The sequence below is a fragment of the Flavobacterium ammoniigenes genome (assembly GCF_020886055.1).
Taxonomy (GTDB): Bacteria; Bacteroidota; Bacteroidia; order Flavobacteriales; family Flavobacteriaceae; genus Flavobacterium; species Flavobacterium ammoniigenes.
The window spans coordinates 370,175-385,716 of record NZ_AP025184.1 but is presented as its reverse complement, the minus strand read 5'-3'; the positions used below and the strand labels follow the sequence as shown (position 1 = coordinate 385,716).

The 15,542-nt window shown below is 35.7% G+C and carries 16 protein-coding genes; 6 read left to right on the top strand and 10 right to left on the bottom strand.

What is annotated here, in order from left to right:
• Nucleotides 1-12: 12 nt before the first annotated feature.
• Both LPC21_RS01690 and LPC21_RS01685 read right to left on the bottom strand, forming a co-directional pair.
• Nucleotides 13-1,359: a deoxyguanosinetriphosphate triphosphohydrolase gene (locus tag LPC21_RS01690; protein WP_229317762.1), complete on the bottom strand. Its 1,347-nt coding sequence runs from the start codon at nt 1,357-1,359 to the stop codon at nt 13-15.
• A gap of 84 nt (nt 1,360-1,443) precedes the next feature.
• Nucleotides 1,444-1,827: a DUF3127 domain-containing protein gene (locus LPC21_RS01685; protein WP_229317761.1), complete on the bottom strand. Its 384-nt coding sequence runs from the start codon at nt 1,825-1,827 to the stop codon at nt 1,444-1,446.
• Between the two features lie 159 nt (nt 1,828-1,986).
• Here LPC21_RS01685 and LPC21_RS01680 point away from each other — a divergent pair, with 159 nt between their 5' ends.
• A complete protein-coding gene (locus LPC21_RS01680; RefSeq protein ID WP_229317760.1) occupies nt 1,987-3,138 on the top strand; it encodes a sensor histidine kinase in 1,152 nt (383 codons plus the stop codon).
• A 20-nt stretch (nt 3,139-3,158) separates the two neighbouring features.
• Here LPC21_RS01680 and LPC21_RS01675 read toward each other — a convergent pair whose 3' ends face one another.
• On the bottom strand, nt 3,159-3,548 hold the full coding sequence (locus tag LPC21_RS01675; protein ID WP_229317759.1) for an HIT family protein: 390 nt from the start codon (nt 3,546-3,548) through the stop codon (nt 3,159-3,161).
• Between the two features lie 10 nt (nt 3,549-3,558).
• The gene (gene greA, locus LPC21_RS01670) at nt 3,559-4,035 is read right to left on the bottom strand and encodes a transcription elongation factor GreA (RefSeq protein ID WP_229317758.1); all 477 of its coding nucleotides are present in this window, start codon (nt 4,033-4,035) and stop codon (nt 3,559-3,561) included.
• A 169-nt stretch (nt 4,036-4,204) separates the two neighbouring features.
• On the opposite strand from greA, the gene LPC21_RS01665 reads away from it, so the two are divergent.
• Nucleotides 4,205-4,618: a Rieske (2Fe-2S) protein gene (locus LPC21_RS01665; protein WP_229317757.1), complete on the top strand. Its 414-nt coding sequence runs from the start codon at nt 4,205-4,207 to the stop codon at nt 4,616-4,618.
• A gap of 51 nt (nt 4,619-4,669) precedes the next feature.
• On the opposite strand, the gene LPC21_RS01660 is transcribed toward LPC21_RS01665, so the two are convergent.
• The 4 genes from LPC21_RS01660 to LPC21_RS01645 form a co-directional block, all read right to left on the bottom strand.
• Complete coding sequence (locus tag LPC21_RS01660; RefSeq protein ID WP_229317756.1) at nt 4,670-6,814, bottom strand: TonB-dependent receptor; 2,145 nt, start codon at nt 6,812-6,814, stop codon at nt 4,670-4,672.
• Between the two features lie 251 nt (nt 6,815-7,065).
• A complete protein-coding gene (locus LPC21_RS01655; protein ID WP_229317755.1) occupies nt 7,066-7,692 on the bottom strand; it encodes an AAA family ATPase in 627 nt (208 codons plus the stop codon).
• Nucleotides 7,644-8,276, bottom strand: coding sequence for a nicotinamide riboside transporter PnuC (gene pnuC, locus LPC21_RS01650; RefSeq protein WP_229317753.1), 633 nt, complete (start codon nt 8,274-8,276; stop codon nt 7,644-7,646). The genes LPC21_RS01655 and pnuC overlap by 49 nt, the downstream gene beginning before the upstream one ends.
• A 2-nt stretch (nt 8,277-8,278) precedes the next feature.
• The gene (locus LPC21_RS01645; protein ID WP_229317752.1) at nt 8,279-8,938 is read right to left on the bottom strand and encodes a 4'-phosphopantetheinyl transferase family protein; all 660 of its coding nucleotides are present in this window, start codon (nt 8,936-8,938) and stop codon (nt 8,279-8,281) included.
• A gap of 232 nt (nt 8,939-9,170) precedes the next feature.
• Between LPC21_RS01645 and ahcY the strand changes: the two genes are divergently transcribed.
• Both ahcY and LPC21_RS01635 read left to right on the top strand, forming a co-directional pair.
• Entirely contained in the window at nt 9,171-10,487 is a 1,317-nt protein-coding gene (gene ahcY, locus LPC21_RS01640; protein ID WP_229317749.1) for an adenosylhomocysteinase, read from the top strand.
• A gap of 97 nt (nt 10,488-10,584) precedes the next feature.
• Complete coding sequence (locus LPC21_RS01635) at nt 10,585-11,073, top strand: DUF1761 domain-containing protein (protein ID WP_229317747.1); 489 nt, start codon at nt 10,585-10,587, stop codon at nt 11,071-11,073.
• A gap of 73 nt (nt 11,074-11,146) precedes the next feature.
• Here LPC21_RS01635 and rpmA read toward each other — a convergent pair whose 3' ends face one another.
• Both rpmA and rplU read right to left on the bottom strand, forming a co-directional pair.
• Nucleotides 11,147-11,407 (bottom strand): 50S ribosomal protein L27, encoded by a 261-nt coding sequence (gene rpmA, locus LPC21_RS01630; RefSeq protein WP_025539465.1) that lies wholly within the window; start codon nt 11,405-11,407, stop codon nt 11,147-11,149.
• A 25-nt stretch (nt 11,408-11,432) separates the two neighbouring features.
• A complete protein-coding gene (gene rplU / locus LPC21_RS01625; protein WP_229317745.1) occupies nt 11,433-11,879 on the bottom strand; it encodes a 50S ribosomal protein L21 in 447 nt (148 codons plus the stop codon).
• 249 nt (nt 11,880-12,128) lie between these two features.
• On the opposite strand from rplU, the gene LPC21_RS01620 reads away from it, so the two are divergent.
• Both LPC21_RS01620 and LPC21_RS01615 read left to right on the top strand, forming a co-directional pair.
• The gene (locus LPC21_RS01620; RefSeq protein WP_229317743.1) at nt 12,129-13,454 is read left to right on the top strand and encodes a M16 family metallopeptidase; all 1,326 of its coding nucleotides are present in this window, start codon (nt 12,129-12,131) and stop codon (nt 13,452-13,454) included.
• 8 nt (nt 13,455-13,462) lie between these two features.
• The gene (locus tag LPC21_RS01615; protein WP_229317741.1) at nt 13,463-15,511 is read left to right on the top strand and encodes a M16 family metallopeptidase; all 2,049 of its coding nucleotides are present in this window, start codon (nt 13,463-13,465) and stop codon (nt 15,509-15,511) included.
• The last annotated feature ends 31 nt before the right edge of the window (nt 15,512-15,542 follow it).

Here is a 15,542-nt window from a genome sequence, read left to right as displayed (position 1 = left end):
TTAGTTACCTAATTAGGATTTTTTTGTACCGTTAATTGTTTCAAATAATTCCAAGGCATTGCCATCGGTTAACATGGAAACATAGTGACAGATGTGTAACAAACGATCGTATAGGTTTTCTTTTTCTACATTGTGTTTTTCGGGCAACATTTTTAAAATTAACTGATCGTAATTTGAAGCCGTTCCGTTGAATTTATTGTTCATGGCCGAGATGAATTTATCCAATAAGGTTTGGATAATTTGGTAACCTACAATTTCTTTTTCGATCACTTCACGACTTTGATAAATGTTTTTCACGCTCAATTTAATAATGTCATCCATTTGCGCTTTGTACTTGCTTTTATCAGTCAGCGCATAGGGAAATTTCCCCGCTAAAATTGCTTCTTCATTTTCAATAAAAACGCGAACGGCATCGTTAATTAAACTACCAATTGCCAATGCTCTCAAATAACTGATGCGATCTTCTTTGGTAATTAAGGTGCTGTATTTGGCACTATCAATTGAATCTTTAACTAATTTGATTAAATATTCTAAGGCATATTCTTCCTGAACTAAACCCAAATTAATTCCATCTTCAAAATCAATAATGGTGTAACAAATATCGTCTGCGGCTTCCACAAGGTAGGCCAATGGATGTCTTTCAAAACCAATATCTTTCCCAGACTTATTAGGAATTAAGCCCATGTCTGCAGCGACTTCTTCAAAGAATACTTTGTCGCTTTGGAAGAAACCGTATTTCTTGTCGGCAATATTTTTAGTTGGTTTTTTGGGCAAACTTTCTTTTGGGTATTTCATAAAAGCACCCAAGGTGGCAAACGAAATTCGCAAGCCGCCTTCAATTCCTGGACGATCCGCGGTTAAAACTGAAAACCCATTGGCATTGCCCTCAAAATCGATTAAATCTTGCCATTGTTTTGGATTGAGTTGGTCTTTGTATTGTTGTCCTTTTCCAATAGAAAAATATTCGCCAATAGCTTTTTCACCCGAATGACCAAAAGGCGGATTTCCAATGTCGTGTGCCAAGGATGCTGCAGCAACGATCGCCCCAAAATCATTCATATGATAACCATGTACTTCTTTTAAATGCGGGTATTTTTCTAAGATTTTTTTTCCTACCAATCGGCCTAAAGAACGTCCTACAACTGATACTTCTAGACTGTGCGTCAAACGGGTGTGTACAAAATCAGTTTTGGAAAGTGGGATGACTTGGGTTTTATCTTGCAAACTTCTAAAGGCAGCCGAAAAGATGATACGATCGTAGTCGACTTCAAACCCTAGACGTGTATCGTCTTGTTCTACACGAAGTCTTTTGCCTTTGTCGCCTTGTCTTTTTAATGATAAAAGTTGTTCCCAGTTCATGCTTGGTAGTATTTATGAATTACAAATGTAAATAAAAAAACCCGACGCTTTGGAGTCGGGTTTTAAGGTATATTTTTTTAGAGATTAGAACGGTAAATCGTCTGGCTCTTCTTCGTTTAAATTAGTTGCTGGAGCAAAAGTTTCTGCTGCCGGCATAGGAGGAGTTTGTGGAGCAGCTGCTGGAGCTTCTGCTTGTACTTTTCCAATTCTCCATCCTTGAATAGTATTGAAATAAACTGTTTCACCTTGTTGGTTAGTCCACTCACGACCTCTTAAATTGATGTCGATTTTCACTTGGTCACCCACTTGATAATTGTTTAGTAAGTCACATTTGTCTTGAACAAATTGCACCAAAATATGTTGTGGGTATTGTTCGTCAGTAGTAACAACAATATCTCTTTTTTTGAAACCACCAGAACCTACTTCTTTAGTTTGGTCAATCATTTTTACTCTTCCTGTAACTTCCATCTGAATTATTTTTTAAGTTTATTTCTACGTTAGGTTTACAAATATACTAACTTCTTCTTTTCTAGACAAGAGGTCTTTTTTGATCAAGTATTTTTCTTTGGCGAAGGCCTAAAATCTTTTTCAAATTATTTCGTTACATTTATAAACTAAATTGAATCTATGTTTTCGGATAGACGCAATACCACGCGATGGTTTATTATAATAGTCTCTTTTTTAATTATTTCATTGATACTTTGGAATACCTATACCTTTTTCCAAATTTTCAAAAATGAAGAGCGTTTGAAAATGAATCTTTGGGCCAAAGCTCAAAAAACTTTGATCAATGCCGATGCCGATGCTGATGTAGAATTACCGTTGCAAATTTTCAGCACCAATTCCTCGATACCAATTATTTTAACCGAGAATAATAAGATCATCAATGCGGTGAATATAGATGAAAGAATCATTGCAAGTGCAACCGAATCGGCTCATTTTCTCGCAGATCTTAAAAATGAAAATGATCCTATTGTGATACAATATGCTCCTGGGAAGTTTCAAAAGTTGTATTATGGAAATTCAGCTTTGTTGAACAAATTAAAATATTATCCTATTGCTCTAGTGTTGATTATCGTTTTGTTTGCTGCATTGGTGTATAATTTTTACCGTAGTACAAAAATGGCTACGCAAAACAAACTTTGGGCCGGAATGGCCAAGGAAACAGCACATCAAATAGGAACACCACTTTCGTCTTTAATTGGTTGGATTGAGTTGTTAAAAGCAGAGAATGTAGCCGAATCGACCACTCAAGAGATTGAAAAAGATATTGAGCGTTTGCAAACCATAACCGATCGTTTTTCAAAAATTGGGTCGGAACCCAAATTAGAAAATTTAGATATAATTGCTGCAACAAAAGAAACTATTGATTATTTGCAATCACGATTTTCTAAGCAAGTCGTATTTACTTTTCAAGCACCGGAGTTGCCGATTTTTGTTTTATTCAATGCTACGTTGCACAGTTGGACCATTGAAAATTTAGTCAAAAATGCCATTGATGCTATGAAAGGAAAGGGCAATTTAGATTTGGTTATGGAACAAGACGGCGAATGGATACAAATTAAAGTTTCAGACACCGGAATTGGAATTCCTAAAAAACAATTCAAGACTATTTTTGAACCCGGTTTTACGACCAAAAAGAGAGGTTGGGGATTAGGACTTTCCTTAACGAAAAGAATTGTTGAAGAGTACCACAAGGGCCGAATTAAAGTAGTTCAATCCGGAATAGGTAAAGGAAGTACGATCCAATTGAGTTATAAAAAAAGCGAATCTATTTAAATCGATTCGCTTTTTTATTTTTATAAATTGTTTTGAATTGCTTTGGCCAAAGCTTCGAATTCTTCCTTGCTAAGCGTTACTTTGTTTTGGAAGCGCATTTCATACATTTCGTTTAAAGGTATTAAATGAACATGGGCGTGAGGTACTTCCAGACCAATAACGGACATTCCGATGCGTTTGCAAGGAACTGTTTTTTGTAGGGCGGTAGCAATTTTTTTAGAGAATTGCATTAAGCCCAAATACAATGTGTCATCTATTTCAAAAAGTTGGTCGATTTCTTGTTTTGGAATGCACAATGTATGTCCTTTGGCATTCGGATTAACATCTAAAAAAGCTAAGAAATTAGCGTCTTCTGCAATTTTATAACAAGGAATTTCTCCGTTTACGATTTTGGTAAAAATAGAACTCATGCGATTGAATTTATTCTCTAGTAATTTCTAAGATGTCAAATTTCAATACACCATTAGGCACCGTAATTTCAGCTACTTCTCCAACAGATTTTCCTAACAACCCTTTTCCTATTGGAGAGGTTACAGAAATTTTTCCAGTTTTTAAATCGGCTTCACTTTCGGCCACCAAAGTGTAAATCACTTCCATTCCGTTCGTTTGGTTTTTGATTTTTACTTTAGATAAAACCAATACTTTAGAAACGTCTAAATGAGTTTCGTCGATCAAACGGGCATTAGAATGAATTTCTTCTAATTTAGCGATGCGCATTTCTAGCATGCCTTGTGCTTCTTTGGCAGCATCGTATTCGGCGTTTTCAGACAAATCGCCTTTGTCTCTTGCGTCAGCAATATCTTGCGATGCTTTTGGACGCATCACATTTTTTAAATAATCTAATTCTTCTCGTAATTTTTTTAATCCTTCTGCGGTGTAATAAGATACTGTGCTCATAACTTCATTGTTTATATAAAATAGAAAAAATCCCATCAGGACGGGATTTCTTTCCACAAAGATACTATAATTTTATTTAGATTGTAACTATATTCATTTTCACAACCTATTTCAAATGTAAATAAATTAAATTTGTTTCGCTAATTCTTAGCTACTTAATTCTTTTATAATGAAAAAGTCGGTCTGGCTCTCTGTCCTTTTTTTAGTATTTCTTTCCTGTTCGGATAACGGACCTATTAATACGAATCCTTTCATTCCTAATTACACTTTTACGGTGGATATCAATATGAACTTGCCTTTGTATTCCAATCTTCAATATCCTAGTAATGCGATTTATTATGCTGGGAAAGGGGTAAAAGGGTTACTAATTTTCAATACAGGAAGTGGTTATAATGCCTTTGATGCTGCTTGTCCGAATCAAAGCTTAAGTTCGTGTTCTACAATGACTATTAACGGGATTGATGCCGTTTGTCCTTGTGATAACAAAACCTATAGTTTGTTTTCTGGGCAAGGGAGTTTACAATATCCTATGAAACAATACCGAGTGGAAGTCAATGGGAATGTGCTCCGAATTTACAATTAAAAAATCCTGACATTGCTGCCAGGAATTCTTCAAATCGCTAAATGCTACAGTTTAAAATTTCAATGTTATTCCTGCCAAGATATTAGTTCCAGCTTGCGGGTAATAGTATGGGTATATGTCCCACATATAGCCGTTTGAAATGTATTTTTTATCTAAAATATTGTTGACTAATCCTTTAAAAATTATCGATTTGAAAACTGATTTTGGTTTAATTTCATAGGAAATATTCAAATCGTTGATAAAGTAATCGGCTAATTTAGCTTCTGGTAATTCAATGTTATTCATGTATTGTTGTCCTACATATTTTTGCAACCAAATAATTTGCAGGCTTTCAGTTGGTTTGTAAATCAAACTATTTCCTGCAATTACTGAAGGGGAATACGAAATGTCTTTGGTCCCATAATTTTGTCCGCTTACCGCTAAGTCTATGTTTTTATTACGACTTACTGTAAGGTTCGGACGAAGGCTAAATGTTGAAGATAGCACAATTGCAGCATCAACTTCTACACCTAATCGGTAACTTTTTTCACTGTTGGAACGAATTGGATTTCCAACATCGTCAAGGGTTCCAGTTAAAATTAATTGGTCTTGGTAGGCCATATAATAGAAGTTAGTATTCAATTGCATTTTGTCCGACAAATACCTCCAACCCAATTCGAAATCATTTAATTTTTCTGGTTTTATATTGCCGCTTTCATAGTCGGTACGATTGGGTTCTCTATTGGCTCTAGCGTAGGAGAAGTATAGATTGTTTTTGGAGTTGACTGTATAATTAAGTCCGGCTTTCGGATTGAAAAAAGAGAAGGTATCATTCACTAATCCGGTTTCATATGCATTGGCTTGGTAGTGTACATTACGAATTTGTAAGTCGCCAAAAAGACTCCATTTCTCATCCACTTGGTAATTGGCTTTCGCGAAAGCGGTAGCCTCTATTTTGGTTGCCGTATCGTCATAATAACGATCGCCTAGTTCGGATGGGCCGGCATATCTAGCCCAAATCACTTTTCCAAAATGATTTCCTTCGTATTTGTTATAGCTTCCGCCAAAGATAAAATCCAATTTGTTGGATTGGTAATTGGCTGAAAATGTAGTGCCGTAAAAATCGTTATCTAACCATTTTTGGCGAATTAAATCGGTGGTGCTGATAGCTGAAGAGTTGATTGTAGTTCCTGAAATAAGACTTAATCCATAATTAGCAACTTCTCCATCTTCTTTATAATTTTCATAATAGCCTTTTCCTTTGGTGTAATGAAAGGCAAGATTAGTGTTCCAATTAGTGCTTAGTTTTTCGTTCCAATGCAACTGGTAATGGTCTTGTTGGTAATTGTCTGTTTCATTGTCGTAGAAACGAGTTTGACCTAATTCATCTGTGTAAATTCCTGCCGAATTAAAGGTTCTGTTGGTTAACAACGTTTCTCCATCTATTCCGTTCCAAGATTGATAAGTTTTTTCATTTCCTCCAAAAGCCAAAGCTTTGATTAAAGTGGTTTTGCCAACATACGTTCCTTGTAAGAAATAAGATTTCAAATCGGAACTCGCTCGGTCAATATAACCGTCAGAATTTAAAGTAGAAACACGTCCCGCAATCTCAAAATGATCATTAAGTAAACCGGTACTGAATTTTACCGTGTTTTTGTGTGTATTAAAACTTCCAAAAGAATTGGAGATTTCACCAGATGCTTTCTCCGAATACGAATCGGTTAGCATATTTAAACTAGCTCCAAAAGCACCAGATCCATTGGTTGAGGTTCCTACACCACGTTGCAATTGCACACTTTGAAGTGAAGAAGCAAAATCAGGCATGTTCACCCAAAAAGTGCCGTGGCTTTCAGAATCGTTGTACGGGATTCCGTTGATGGTTACGTTGACACGTGTCGCATCGCTTCCACGAACACGAATCCCAGTATAACCCACCCCGTTTCCGGCATCCGAAGTAGTCACTACCGAAGGCATGTAATTCATCAAAATAGGAATATCTTGTCCTAGATTTCGGTTTTGAATTTCTTTTTTGGAAAGGTTACTAAAACTAACAGGGGTTTTAGAGGTCACTCGAATTGCCGATACCAATACTTCATCAAGTTGATTGACTTGGGTGGTGTCTTTGTTTTTTTCTTGGGCCAATGTGGCTAAAGAGAACAACAGGAATGAGCTAATAATTAATTGTTTTCGGCTCGTTTTGAATAATAAATATTTCATTCGTAAAAAAATTACGAATAACAGGGGTCATTATTCTTGGTTAAAAATTAAATGGTTACTCTAGACTACATAATTAACAGGTGTGTTAATCGTTAAGTCTGTTTTCCCTTAGCAGCATTACCTGCTCAGGTTCATTGGGTATAATCTCAGCTCGTTATTTAGAGCACCCCTTGAGACAGTGCAAATATAGCACATTCTATTGCAATTGCAATTGCAATCTCAAAATTCAATTGCAAAAAAACGAGATGGATTTAATTTTTCTGGATGAGATACTCTTGAACAAATTCTAATGAAGATTTCCCTTTTTCTAATGCTAAAGTCAAATCATCAATAATGGAAACGGCTTTTTTGAGACGTAAGCTTGCGTCACCTGATAGGGTAATAAATGGTTTGTTGTTGTCTATTAGTGATTGTTTGAAAACGCTAAAAACGGTTTCCCTTCCTTCGGGTTTGTCTCGCAAATCGTCTTTTTCCCAAGGCACATCAATATCGGTTAGAAAAAATAAGTCGTATTTGTGTTCGCGTGCCGCTTGGTCTAATAAAGGGTCACAATAGTTGTAGTATACTTCAGAGAAAACTTTGGTTACCATTAAATTCGTATCACAAAAAAGATACTGATTGGCGATTGCCATTTTTTCATTTTCAAGCTGCGTTTGTCCATAAGCTATTGGCAACATGTCATTGACATCGCAAATGGTTTGGTGTTTGTCCCATTTTTCTTGAAGATAATCGCGTGCAAATTCAGGTACCCAATCGGTTTTGTAGTATTCGGCCAATTGTTTTGCTAAAGTGGTTTTTCCAGTACTTTCGGGACCGAATAAAGCTATTTTTATAATTTTTTTAGGTCCGCTGGGGAGCTGTTTAAGGTTTTCTTCCATTCTAAATAGCCGTAAACGGCAACAATTGTAAATACTATATATTGAAAGCTCGTAAAGGTCAATCCTTTTGCAAAATACAAGGGAATGGAAACCAGATCTCCAACAATCCAAAATACCCAATTTTCAATTTTTCGTTTGGCCATAAGCCACATTCCTATAAAGAAAATTCCGGTGACAAAGGTGTCTACATACGCATACCAAGTATTGAATTTATTAAAATAAAGGTAAACAGCGACAACAAATGCGACAGTAAAGATAAAGATAAATAGGGACATGCGTTTTTCTGTATCAGAAATTACGGAAATTGGAAACTCGAGGTTGTCTCCTTTTTTTCGGGTCCAACAATACCAGCCATAAATGCTCATGGTAAAATAATAGAAGTTAATCATCATATCGCCCCAAAGAGTCCATTTCCAAAGTAAATACACATAGATAAAAGTGCTAACCATTCCGGTTGGAAAAACTAGAATATTGTCTTTTTTAGCATACCAAACGCTTGCGATTCCTAAGAACACCGCGATGATTTCTAACACAACATCATAGGTTTGGTAGTCTTTGTATTGAGAAAAGAAAAATTCGAACATATTTAGTGGAGTTGGTTTGAAGAGTTGTTTTGAAAGGCATACACTAAAGTAAAATTAGTGTCCAATTCTGAAAAATGAATGTCGAATTTTTCCTCTACTCCTCCATAACTCAAATTAGCTAAAGTTGGTGTTTCATTCAATTCAAATGGAGCTACTTGTATATGGTCTTTAAAGCTAATGCCTTTTTCATTTTTAATTTTATAAATGGCTTCTTTAGCGCCCCATTTCACGGTGAGTTTTTTAATGTATTCAGCTGAATCTGTTTGTTGAAGTCGGTTTAATTCTTCGTCATTGACAAATTTGTGCGCGATTTTTAGAATTTTTTCGCGTTGCATTTCGATGTCGATGCCAACGGGTTCGTTGCTTACAATAATGGCGGAAAAATGATGGGAATGGGTAATGGAAATGTAATTGTGATCTACTAAATGGGGTTTCCCAAATATATCATATTCTAAATCAAAATCGGAATAACCGGCTAGCGCCAATAATTTTCGGATGCTTAGAAAAGCCCGTTGGTGCATTTCGGACTTCATTCCGTTGAGGCGCAATTGGTTTTTTTGGTTCAATTGGACTTCTTGGTTCAATTGGTCAAATGATTCGGTGATGTCCCAAATTAGGATTTGTGTATTGGAATTGTGCTGAATGGTTTTATACAATGGCATACCGAAAACGTGTTTTAGCCCCGACAGAAGTGACATCCTTTGCGGCCGGTTTTTGGCGGCAAAGATAAAGCGAATGGCGGGAATAGCTCTAAAAAGTAATGAATTACAATTATTTTATTGATTTTTAAAAGATTAGCTCCCTTAACAATTCATAAAAGTAGGGGAATGTTTTTAAAATCATAAGTTATTATGTAGTTTTGCAAAAATTTTTAGAACAACAAATATACTATAAATGAGTACAGCAACGATGCCTTATGTGGCTTACAAAGTAAAAGACATTTCTCTAGCGGCTTGGGGAAGAAAAGAAATTGAATTAGCAGAAGCTGAAATGCCAGGATTGATGGCGCTTAGAGCAGAATATAAAGACGAACAACCTTTAAAAGGAGCTCGTATTGCTGGATGTTTGCACATGACGATTCAAACTGCAGTTTTGATTGAAACTTTAATTGCTTTAGGAGCTGAGGTAACTTGGTCTTCTTGTAATATTTTCTCTACTCAAGATCAAGCTGCTGCTGCCATTGCTGCTGCAGGAATTCAAGTATATGCTTGGAAAGGATTGAACGAAGTAGATTTTGACTGGTGTATTGAGCAAACTTTATTCTTTGGTGAAGACAGAAAACCATTGAACATGATTTTGGATGATGGTGGTGATTTGACTAATATGGTGATTGACCGTTACCCACATTTAGTAGAAGGAATCAAAGGATTGTCTGAAGAAACTACAACAGGAGTTCATAGATTATACGAAAGAGTAAAAGCAGGAACGTTGCCAATGCCGGCAATCAACGTTAATGACTCGGTTACTAAATCGAAATTTGATAACAAATACGGATGTAAAGAATCGGCTGTAGATGCAGTTAGAAGAGCAACCGATATTATGTTGGCGGGAAAAAGAGTAATTGTTTGTGGATACGGAGACGTAGGAAAAGGAACAGCAGCTTCTTTTAGAGGTGCGGGTTCTATTGTAACCGTTACTGAAATTGATCCAATTTGTGCTTTACAAGCAGCTATGGACGGTTTTGAAGTAAAGAAATTGAACACCGTTATTGGTACAGCTGACATCATTATTACTACAACTGGAAATAAAGATATTGTATTAGGATCTCACTTCGAACAAATGAGAGACAAAACGATAGTTTGTAACATCGGACACTTTGACAACGAAATTGACATGGCTTGGTTGAACAAAAACTTTGGTCATACTAAAAACGAAGTAAAACCTCAAGTTGATATTTACAACGTAAACGGAAAAGATATCATCATCTTGGCCGAAGGTCGATTGGTGAACTTAGGTTGTGCTACAGGTCACCCAAGTTTTGTGATGAGTAACTCATTTACGAACCAAACTTTGGCTCAAATCGAATTATGGAAAAACAGTGCGGCTTACAACAATGACGTATACATGTTGCCAAAACATTTGGATGAAAAAGTAGCGGCTTTACACTTGGCTAAATTAGGTGTAGAATTAGAGACATTGCGTCCAGAGCAAGCAGCGTACATTGGTGTAGAGGTTCAAGGACCATTCAAACCAGAGTATTATAGATACTAAAGAATTACGATTTTTTATAAACCCTTGTAGCGATACAAGGGTTTTTTTATGGGTATTATTTTTATATTTGTTTCTATTAACAACTAAAACTAATGCTATGGAAATGAATTTTATTTCGCCAGTTGTGGCGGCTTTGACTACTTTGTTAGTAGGATTTGTATGGTATCATCCAAAAGTTTTTGGAACAGTATGGATGAAAGAAACGGGTTTGACCCAAGAAGAATTGGAAAAAGGGAATATGCTAAAAATCTTCGGACTAACATTTATCTTTTCCATATTTATTGGAATGGTGATGCAAATGCTGTCTATTCATCAAATGGGCGCCATGAGTATGGTGGGTGGTTTTAATAAAGTTGCCGAAGCGAAACCCTCTTTTGCGGCTTTTATGGCCGATTATGGCACAGTGTTCAGAACAGCTAAACATGGCGCTTTTCACGGATTATTTACGGGTATTTGGTTTGCTTTCCCAATGATTGCTATCAATGGCTTGTTTGAAAGAAGGTCATGGAAATATATCTTCATTCATTCTGGGTACTGGATGGTTTCCTTAACGATTATCGGTGCGATAGTTTGTGGTTGGATGTAGTAAATAAATAATAGTATAAAAAAAACCTGTTTCGTGAGAAACAGGTTTTTTAATGATATATAAAATCTACAGATTATGCTTCGAATGGAAGGATAGAAACGTATGATTTATTATCTCTTTTCTTTTGGAACTTAACAACTCCATCAACTTTTGCATGTAAAGTATGATCTTTACTGATGTAAACGTTTTCTCCTGGATTGTGTTTAGAACCTCTTTGTCTTACGATGATGTTTCCAGCAATAGCAGCTTGACCACCAAAAATCTTAACGCCTAAACGTTTTGATTCTGATTCTCTACCATTCTTCGAACTACCGACACCTTTCTTGTGAGCCATGACGTATTGGTTTTAATATTGTTAATTATTCTTTAGTATCTTCTTTTTTAGCTTTTGGAGCTGCCTTTTTAGCTTTTGGAGCTGCTTTTGGAGCTGCTTCAGTTGCTGGCGCTTCCGCTACTACTTTTTCTTTTTTAGGTGCTGCAGCTTTTTTAGCTCCACCTACTGTAATACCTTCAATTACAATTTGAGTAAGATATTGTCTGTGACCGTTTCTCTTTTTGTATCCTTTTCTTCTTTTCTTTTTGAAAATGATAACTTTGTCTCCTTTTAAGTGTTGTAACACTTTGGCTTCTACTGAAGCACCTTCTATAGCTGGGGCGCCTAAAGTTACATTCCCTTTATCGTCAACTAAAAGAACTTTGTCAAAAGAAACTTTTGAACCTTCTTCGTTAGCCAAACGGTGAACATAAACCTTTAAGTCTTTGCTTACTTTAAATTGTTGCCCTGCTATCTCTACGATTGCATACATACGAAATTGTTTTATTAATTTTAAGGTTGCAAATATACAACTAATAATTTACTGTGCAATCCCTTAGTAAAAAAAGTTTTGGGGCTCTTTTAAAGTCATTTCAACTGTTAATTTTTTGTCAAACTTGAAAATATGAACATATTCAAATTAAAAAAACTATTTTTGATGTAACAATAATACTAAAGAAGTATCTAATTCAATTTCTTTAGGACTATTCAACCTAAATCTAACTTAAAATTATTAATCTTTATGAAAAAATCTATCATGATGTTAAGTGCTGCATTGATGCTGGGAGGAGTTGCTTCTGCTCAGAAAGTCGCCTTTGAGGAATACGACTTAGACAATGGATTGCATGTAATTTTGCACAACGATCCCTCAGCCCCTACTGTGGTTACTTCGGTAATGTACCATGTTGGTGCCAAAGATGAACAACCAGATCGTACTGGTTTTGCGCACTTTTTCGAACATTTATTGTTTGAAGGAACTGAAAATATAAAACGTGGCGAATGGTTTAAAATCGTTACCGGAAATGGAGGCGTGAATAATGCTAACACTACCGAAGATAGAACCTATTATTACGAAGTTTTCCCTTCTAATAATTTAGAGTTAGGATTGTGGATGGAAGCAGAACGTTTGCTTCATCCGGTGATCAATCAAATTGGCGTTGATACTCAAAACGAAGTGGTAAAAGAAGAAAAAAGATTGCGTTATGACAATAGTCCATACGGACAAATACTACCACAAGTAAAGAAAAATATGTTTAAAAATCATCCATACCGTTGGACAACAATTGGTTCTATGGAACATTTGGATGCAGCTAAGCTAGAGGAATTTCAAGCGTTTAATAAAAAATTCTATATTCCTAATAATGCCGTTTTAGTGGTTGCTGGAGACTTTAAACCAGAACAAGCTAAAGAATGGATTCAAAAATATTTTGGCGTAATTCCAAAAGGAACACCAATCAAGCGTGCTACTTTTGAAGAAGCTCCGATTACCGAAACGATCAAAGCCAATTTTGAAGACCCGAATATTCAATTACCAATGTTAGTTACTGCTTATAGAACACCTTCAATGAAAACACGTGAAGCACGTATTTTGGATATGATTTCGTCTATCTTGAGCGATGGAAAAAGTTCTAGAATGTACAAGAAAATTGTAGACGATAAGAAAATGGCACTTCAAATTGGAGCGTTCAACTACAGTCAAGAAGATCATGGAACGTACATTTTGTATGGATTACCACAATCTCCATTTACAGCAGCTAATTTATTAGCCGAAATTGATGAAGAAATTGTGAAGCTTCAAACGGAATTAATTTCAGACAAAGATTTGCAAAAACTACAAAATCAATTTGACAATCAATACGTAAATAGTAATTCAACTATTGAAGGAATTGCTAGTAATTTAGCAACTTATCATTTGTTGTATGGAGATGTGAACTTGATCAACACCGAAATCGAAATGTACCACTCTATTACTGCTGAAGAAATTAGAGAGGTAGCAAAGAAGTATTTGAACCCAAACCAAAGAATGGTGTTGGATTATGTTCCAGTTAAAGATAAATCCCAAAACTAAGAGACATCATGAAAAAATCAATCATAATTTTATCAAGCTTATTTATAACAGCGATAATGCAAGGACAAATCATACCTCAACCCAAATCAGGACCTGCCCCAACCATAAAAATAGGGAAGCCAGCTTCTTTTCAATTGAAGAACGGGTTGAAAGTAATGATAGTTGAAAATCATAAATTACCTCGAGTTTCTTTTACCTTAACTTTGGATAATGCACCCTATACAGAAGGCGCTAAAAAAGGAGTTGCTGATTTGACCAGTAGTCTTATTGGAAACGGAACCAAAAAAATCTCTAAATCCGCTTTCAATGAAGAAATCGATTTTATGGGAGCCAGTATAAACTTTAGTTCCAATGGCGCTTCAGGTAATTCTCTTTCTAAATATTCAGGGCGTGTATTACAATTGTTAGCGGAAGGAGCTTTGAATCCTAACTTCACTCAAGAAGAATTTGATAAAGAAAAAGCGAAAATAATTGAAGGTTTAAAAGCCAATGAAAAAAGTGTTCCAGCTGTAGCTTCTAGAATAAATGATTTCTTGACTTTTGGCAAAGACCATCCCAATGGGGAATATGTTACTGAAACTACAATCAAAAACGTAACACTTGCCGATGTTGAGGCCAATTACAACAGCTATTTTGTTCCTGAAAATGCCTATCTAATTATTGTAGGTGATGTAAATTTTTCTGAAACTAAGAAAGCCGTAGAAAAATTATTCGGTTCTTGGAAAAAAGCAGCGGCTCCAGTTCAAAACTATGCTGAGCCTAAGGATGTAGCTTTTTCGCAAATCAATTTTGTAGATATGCCAAACGCTGTTCAGTCTGAAGTAGCCGTGGTCAATTTGGTTAACCTTAAAATGACGGATCCAGATTATTTTCCAGCTTTGGTAGCCAATCAAATTCTAGGAGGTGACTTTAATAGTTATTTGAATATGAATTTGAGAGAAGCACATGGATGGACTTATGGTGCCGGATCTAGTATACGTGGAGACAAACGCCTAACCAAATTTGAAGCATCAACTCAAGTGCGAAATGCGGTAACGGATAGTACAGTAGTCGAAATTTTTAAAGAGTATAAAAAAATCAGAACCGAGAAAGTTACTGACGAAATGTTAGCTAGTGTAAAAGCCGGTTATATTGGTCGATTTGTAATGCAAATAGAAAAACCACAAACGGTTGCAGGTTATGCTTTACGTATCCAAACACAAAACTTACCAGCTGATTTCTATGAAAACTACATTAAAAATATCAATGCGGTAACTGCTGATGATGTGATGCGTGTAGCTAATAAATATTTCTTGGCAGATAATAGCCGAATTTTGATTGTTGGTAAAGGAGCTGATGTAGTTCCAGCACTTGAAAAATTAAAAATTCCAATTTTGTTTTTTGACAAATATGGAAACGCGGTTGAAAAACCAGTTTTCAAAAAAGATGTTCCAAAAGGAATAACAGCTAAAACGGTTTTAGATAATTACATTAAAGCGATTGGTGGCGAAAAAGCGGCTCTTGCTGTAAAAACGATTGCAATGGTAGGATCAACCACTATTCCGCAAGCGCCAGCGCCTTTGAGTTTTAATTCTAAAATTTCAGTTAAAGGAAAATTAGCTGTAGAAATAACTATGGGCGGAATGAGCTTGATGAAACAAGTCGTTAATGAGAAAGGTGCTTTCGTAGTTCAACAAGGTCAAAAAGTTGAACTTAAAGGAAATGATTTAGAAGACATGAAAGCAGTTGCTACTCCAATCGAAGAATTGAATTTGTTGAAAAAACCAGAGGTAAGTTTGACAGGAATTGAGACGATTAATGGAACAGAAGCTTATGCTTTGAAAAACGGAAAAACGACCTTGTATTATGATGTTAAATCAGGATTGAAAATAGCGGATGTTATTTCCATTGAGCAAGGCGGAAAAACGATGAATAAAACCAATTCATATTTGGATTATCGTGAAGTAAAAGGAGTGAAAGTTCCTTTTAACATGATTCAGAATGTAGGTTTTGAATTGAATATTAAAATGACCGATGTTAAAATTAACGAAGGGGTAACCGATGCTGATTTTCAATAAATAACATTTTGTGTATACTAAAAAAGGCGGT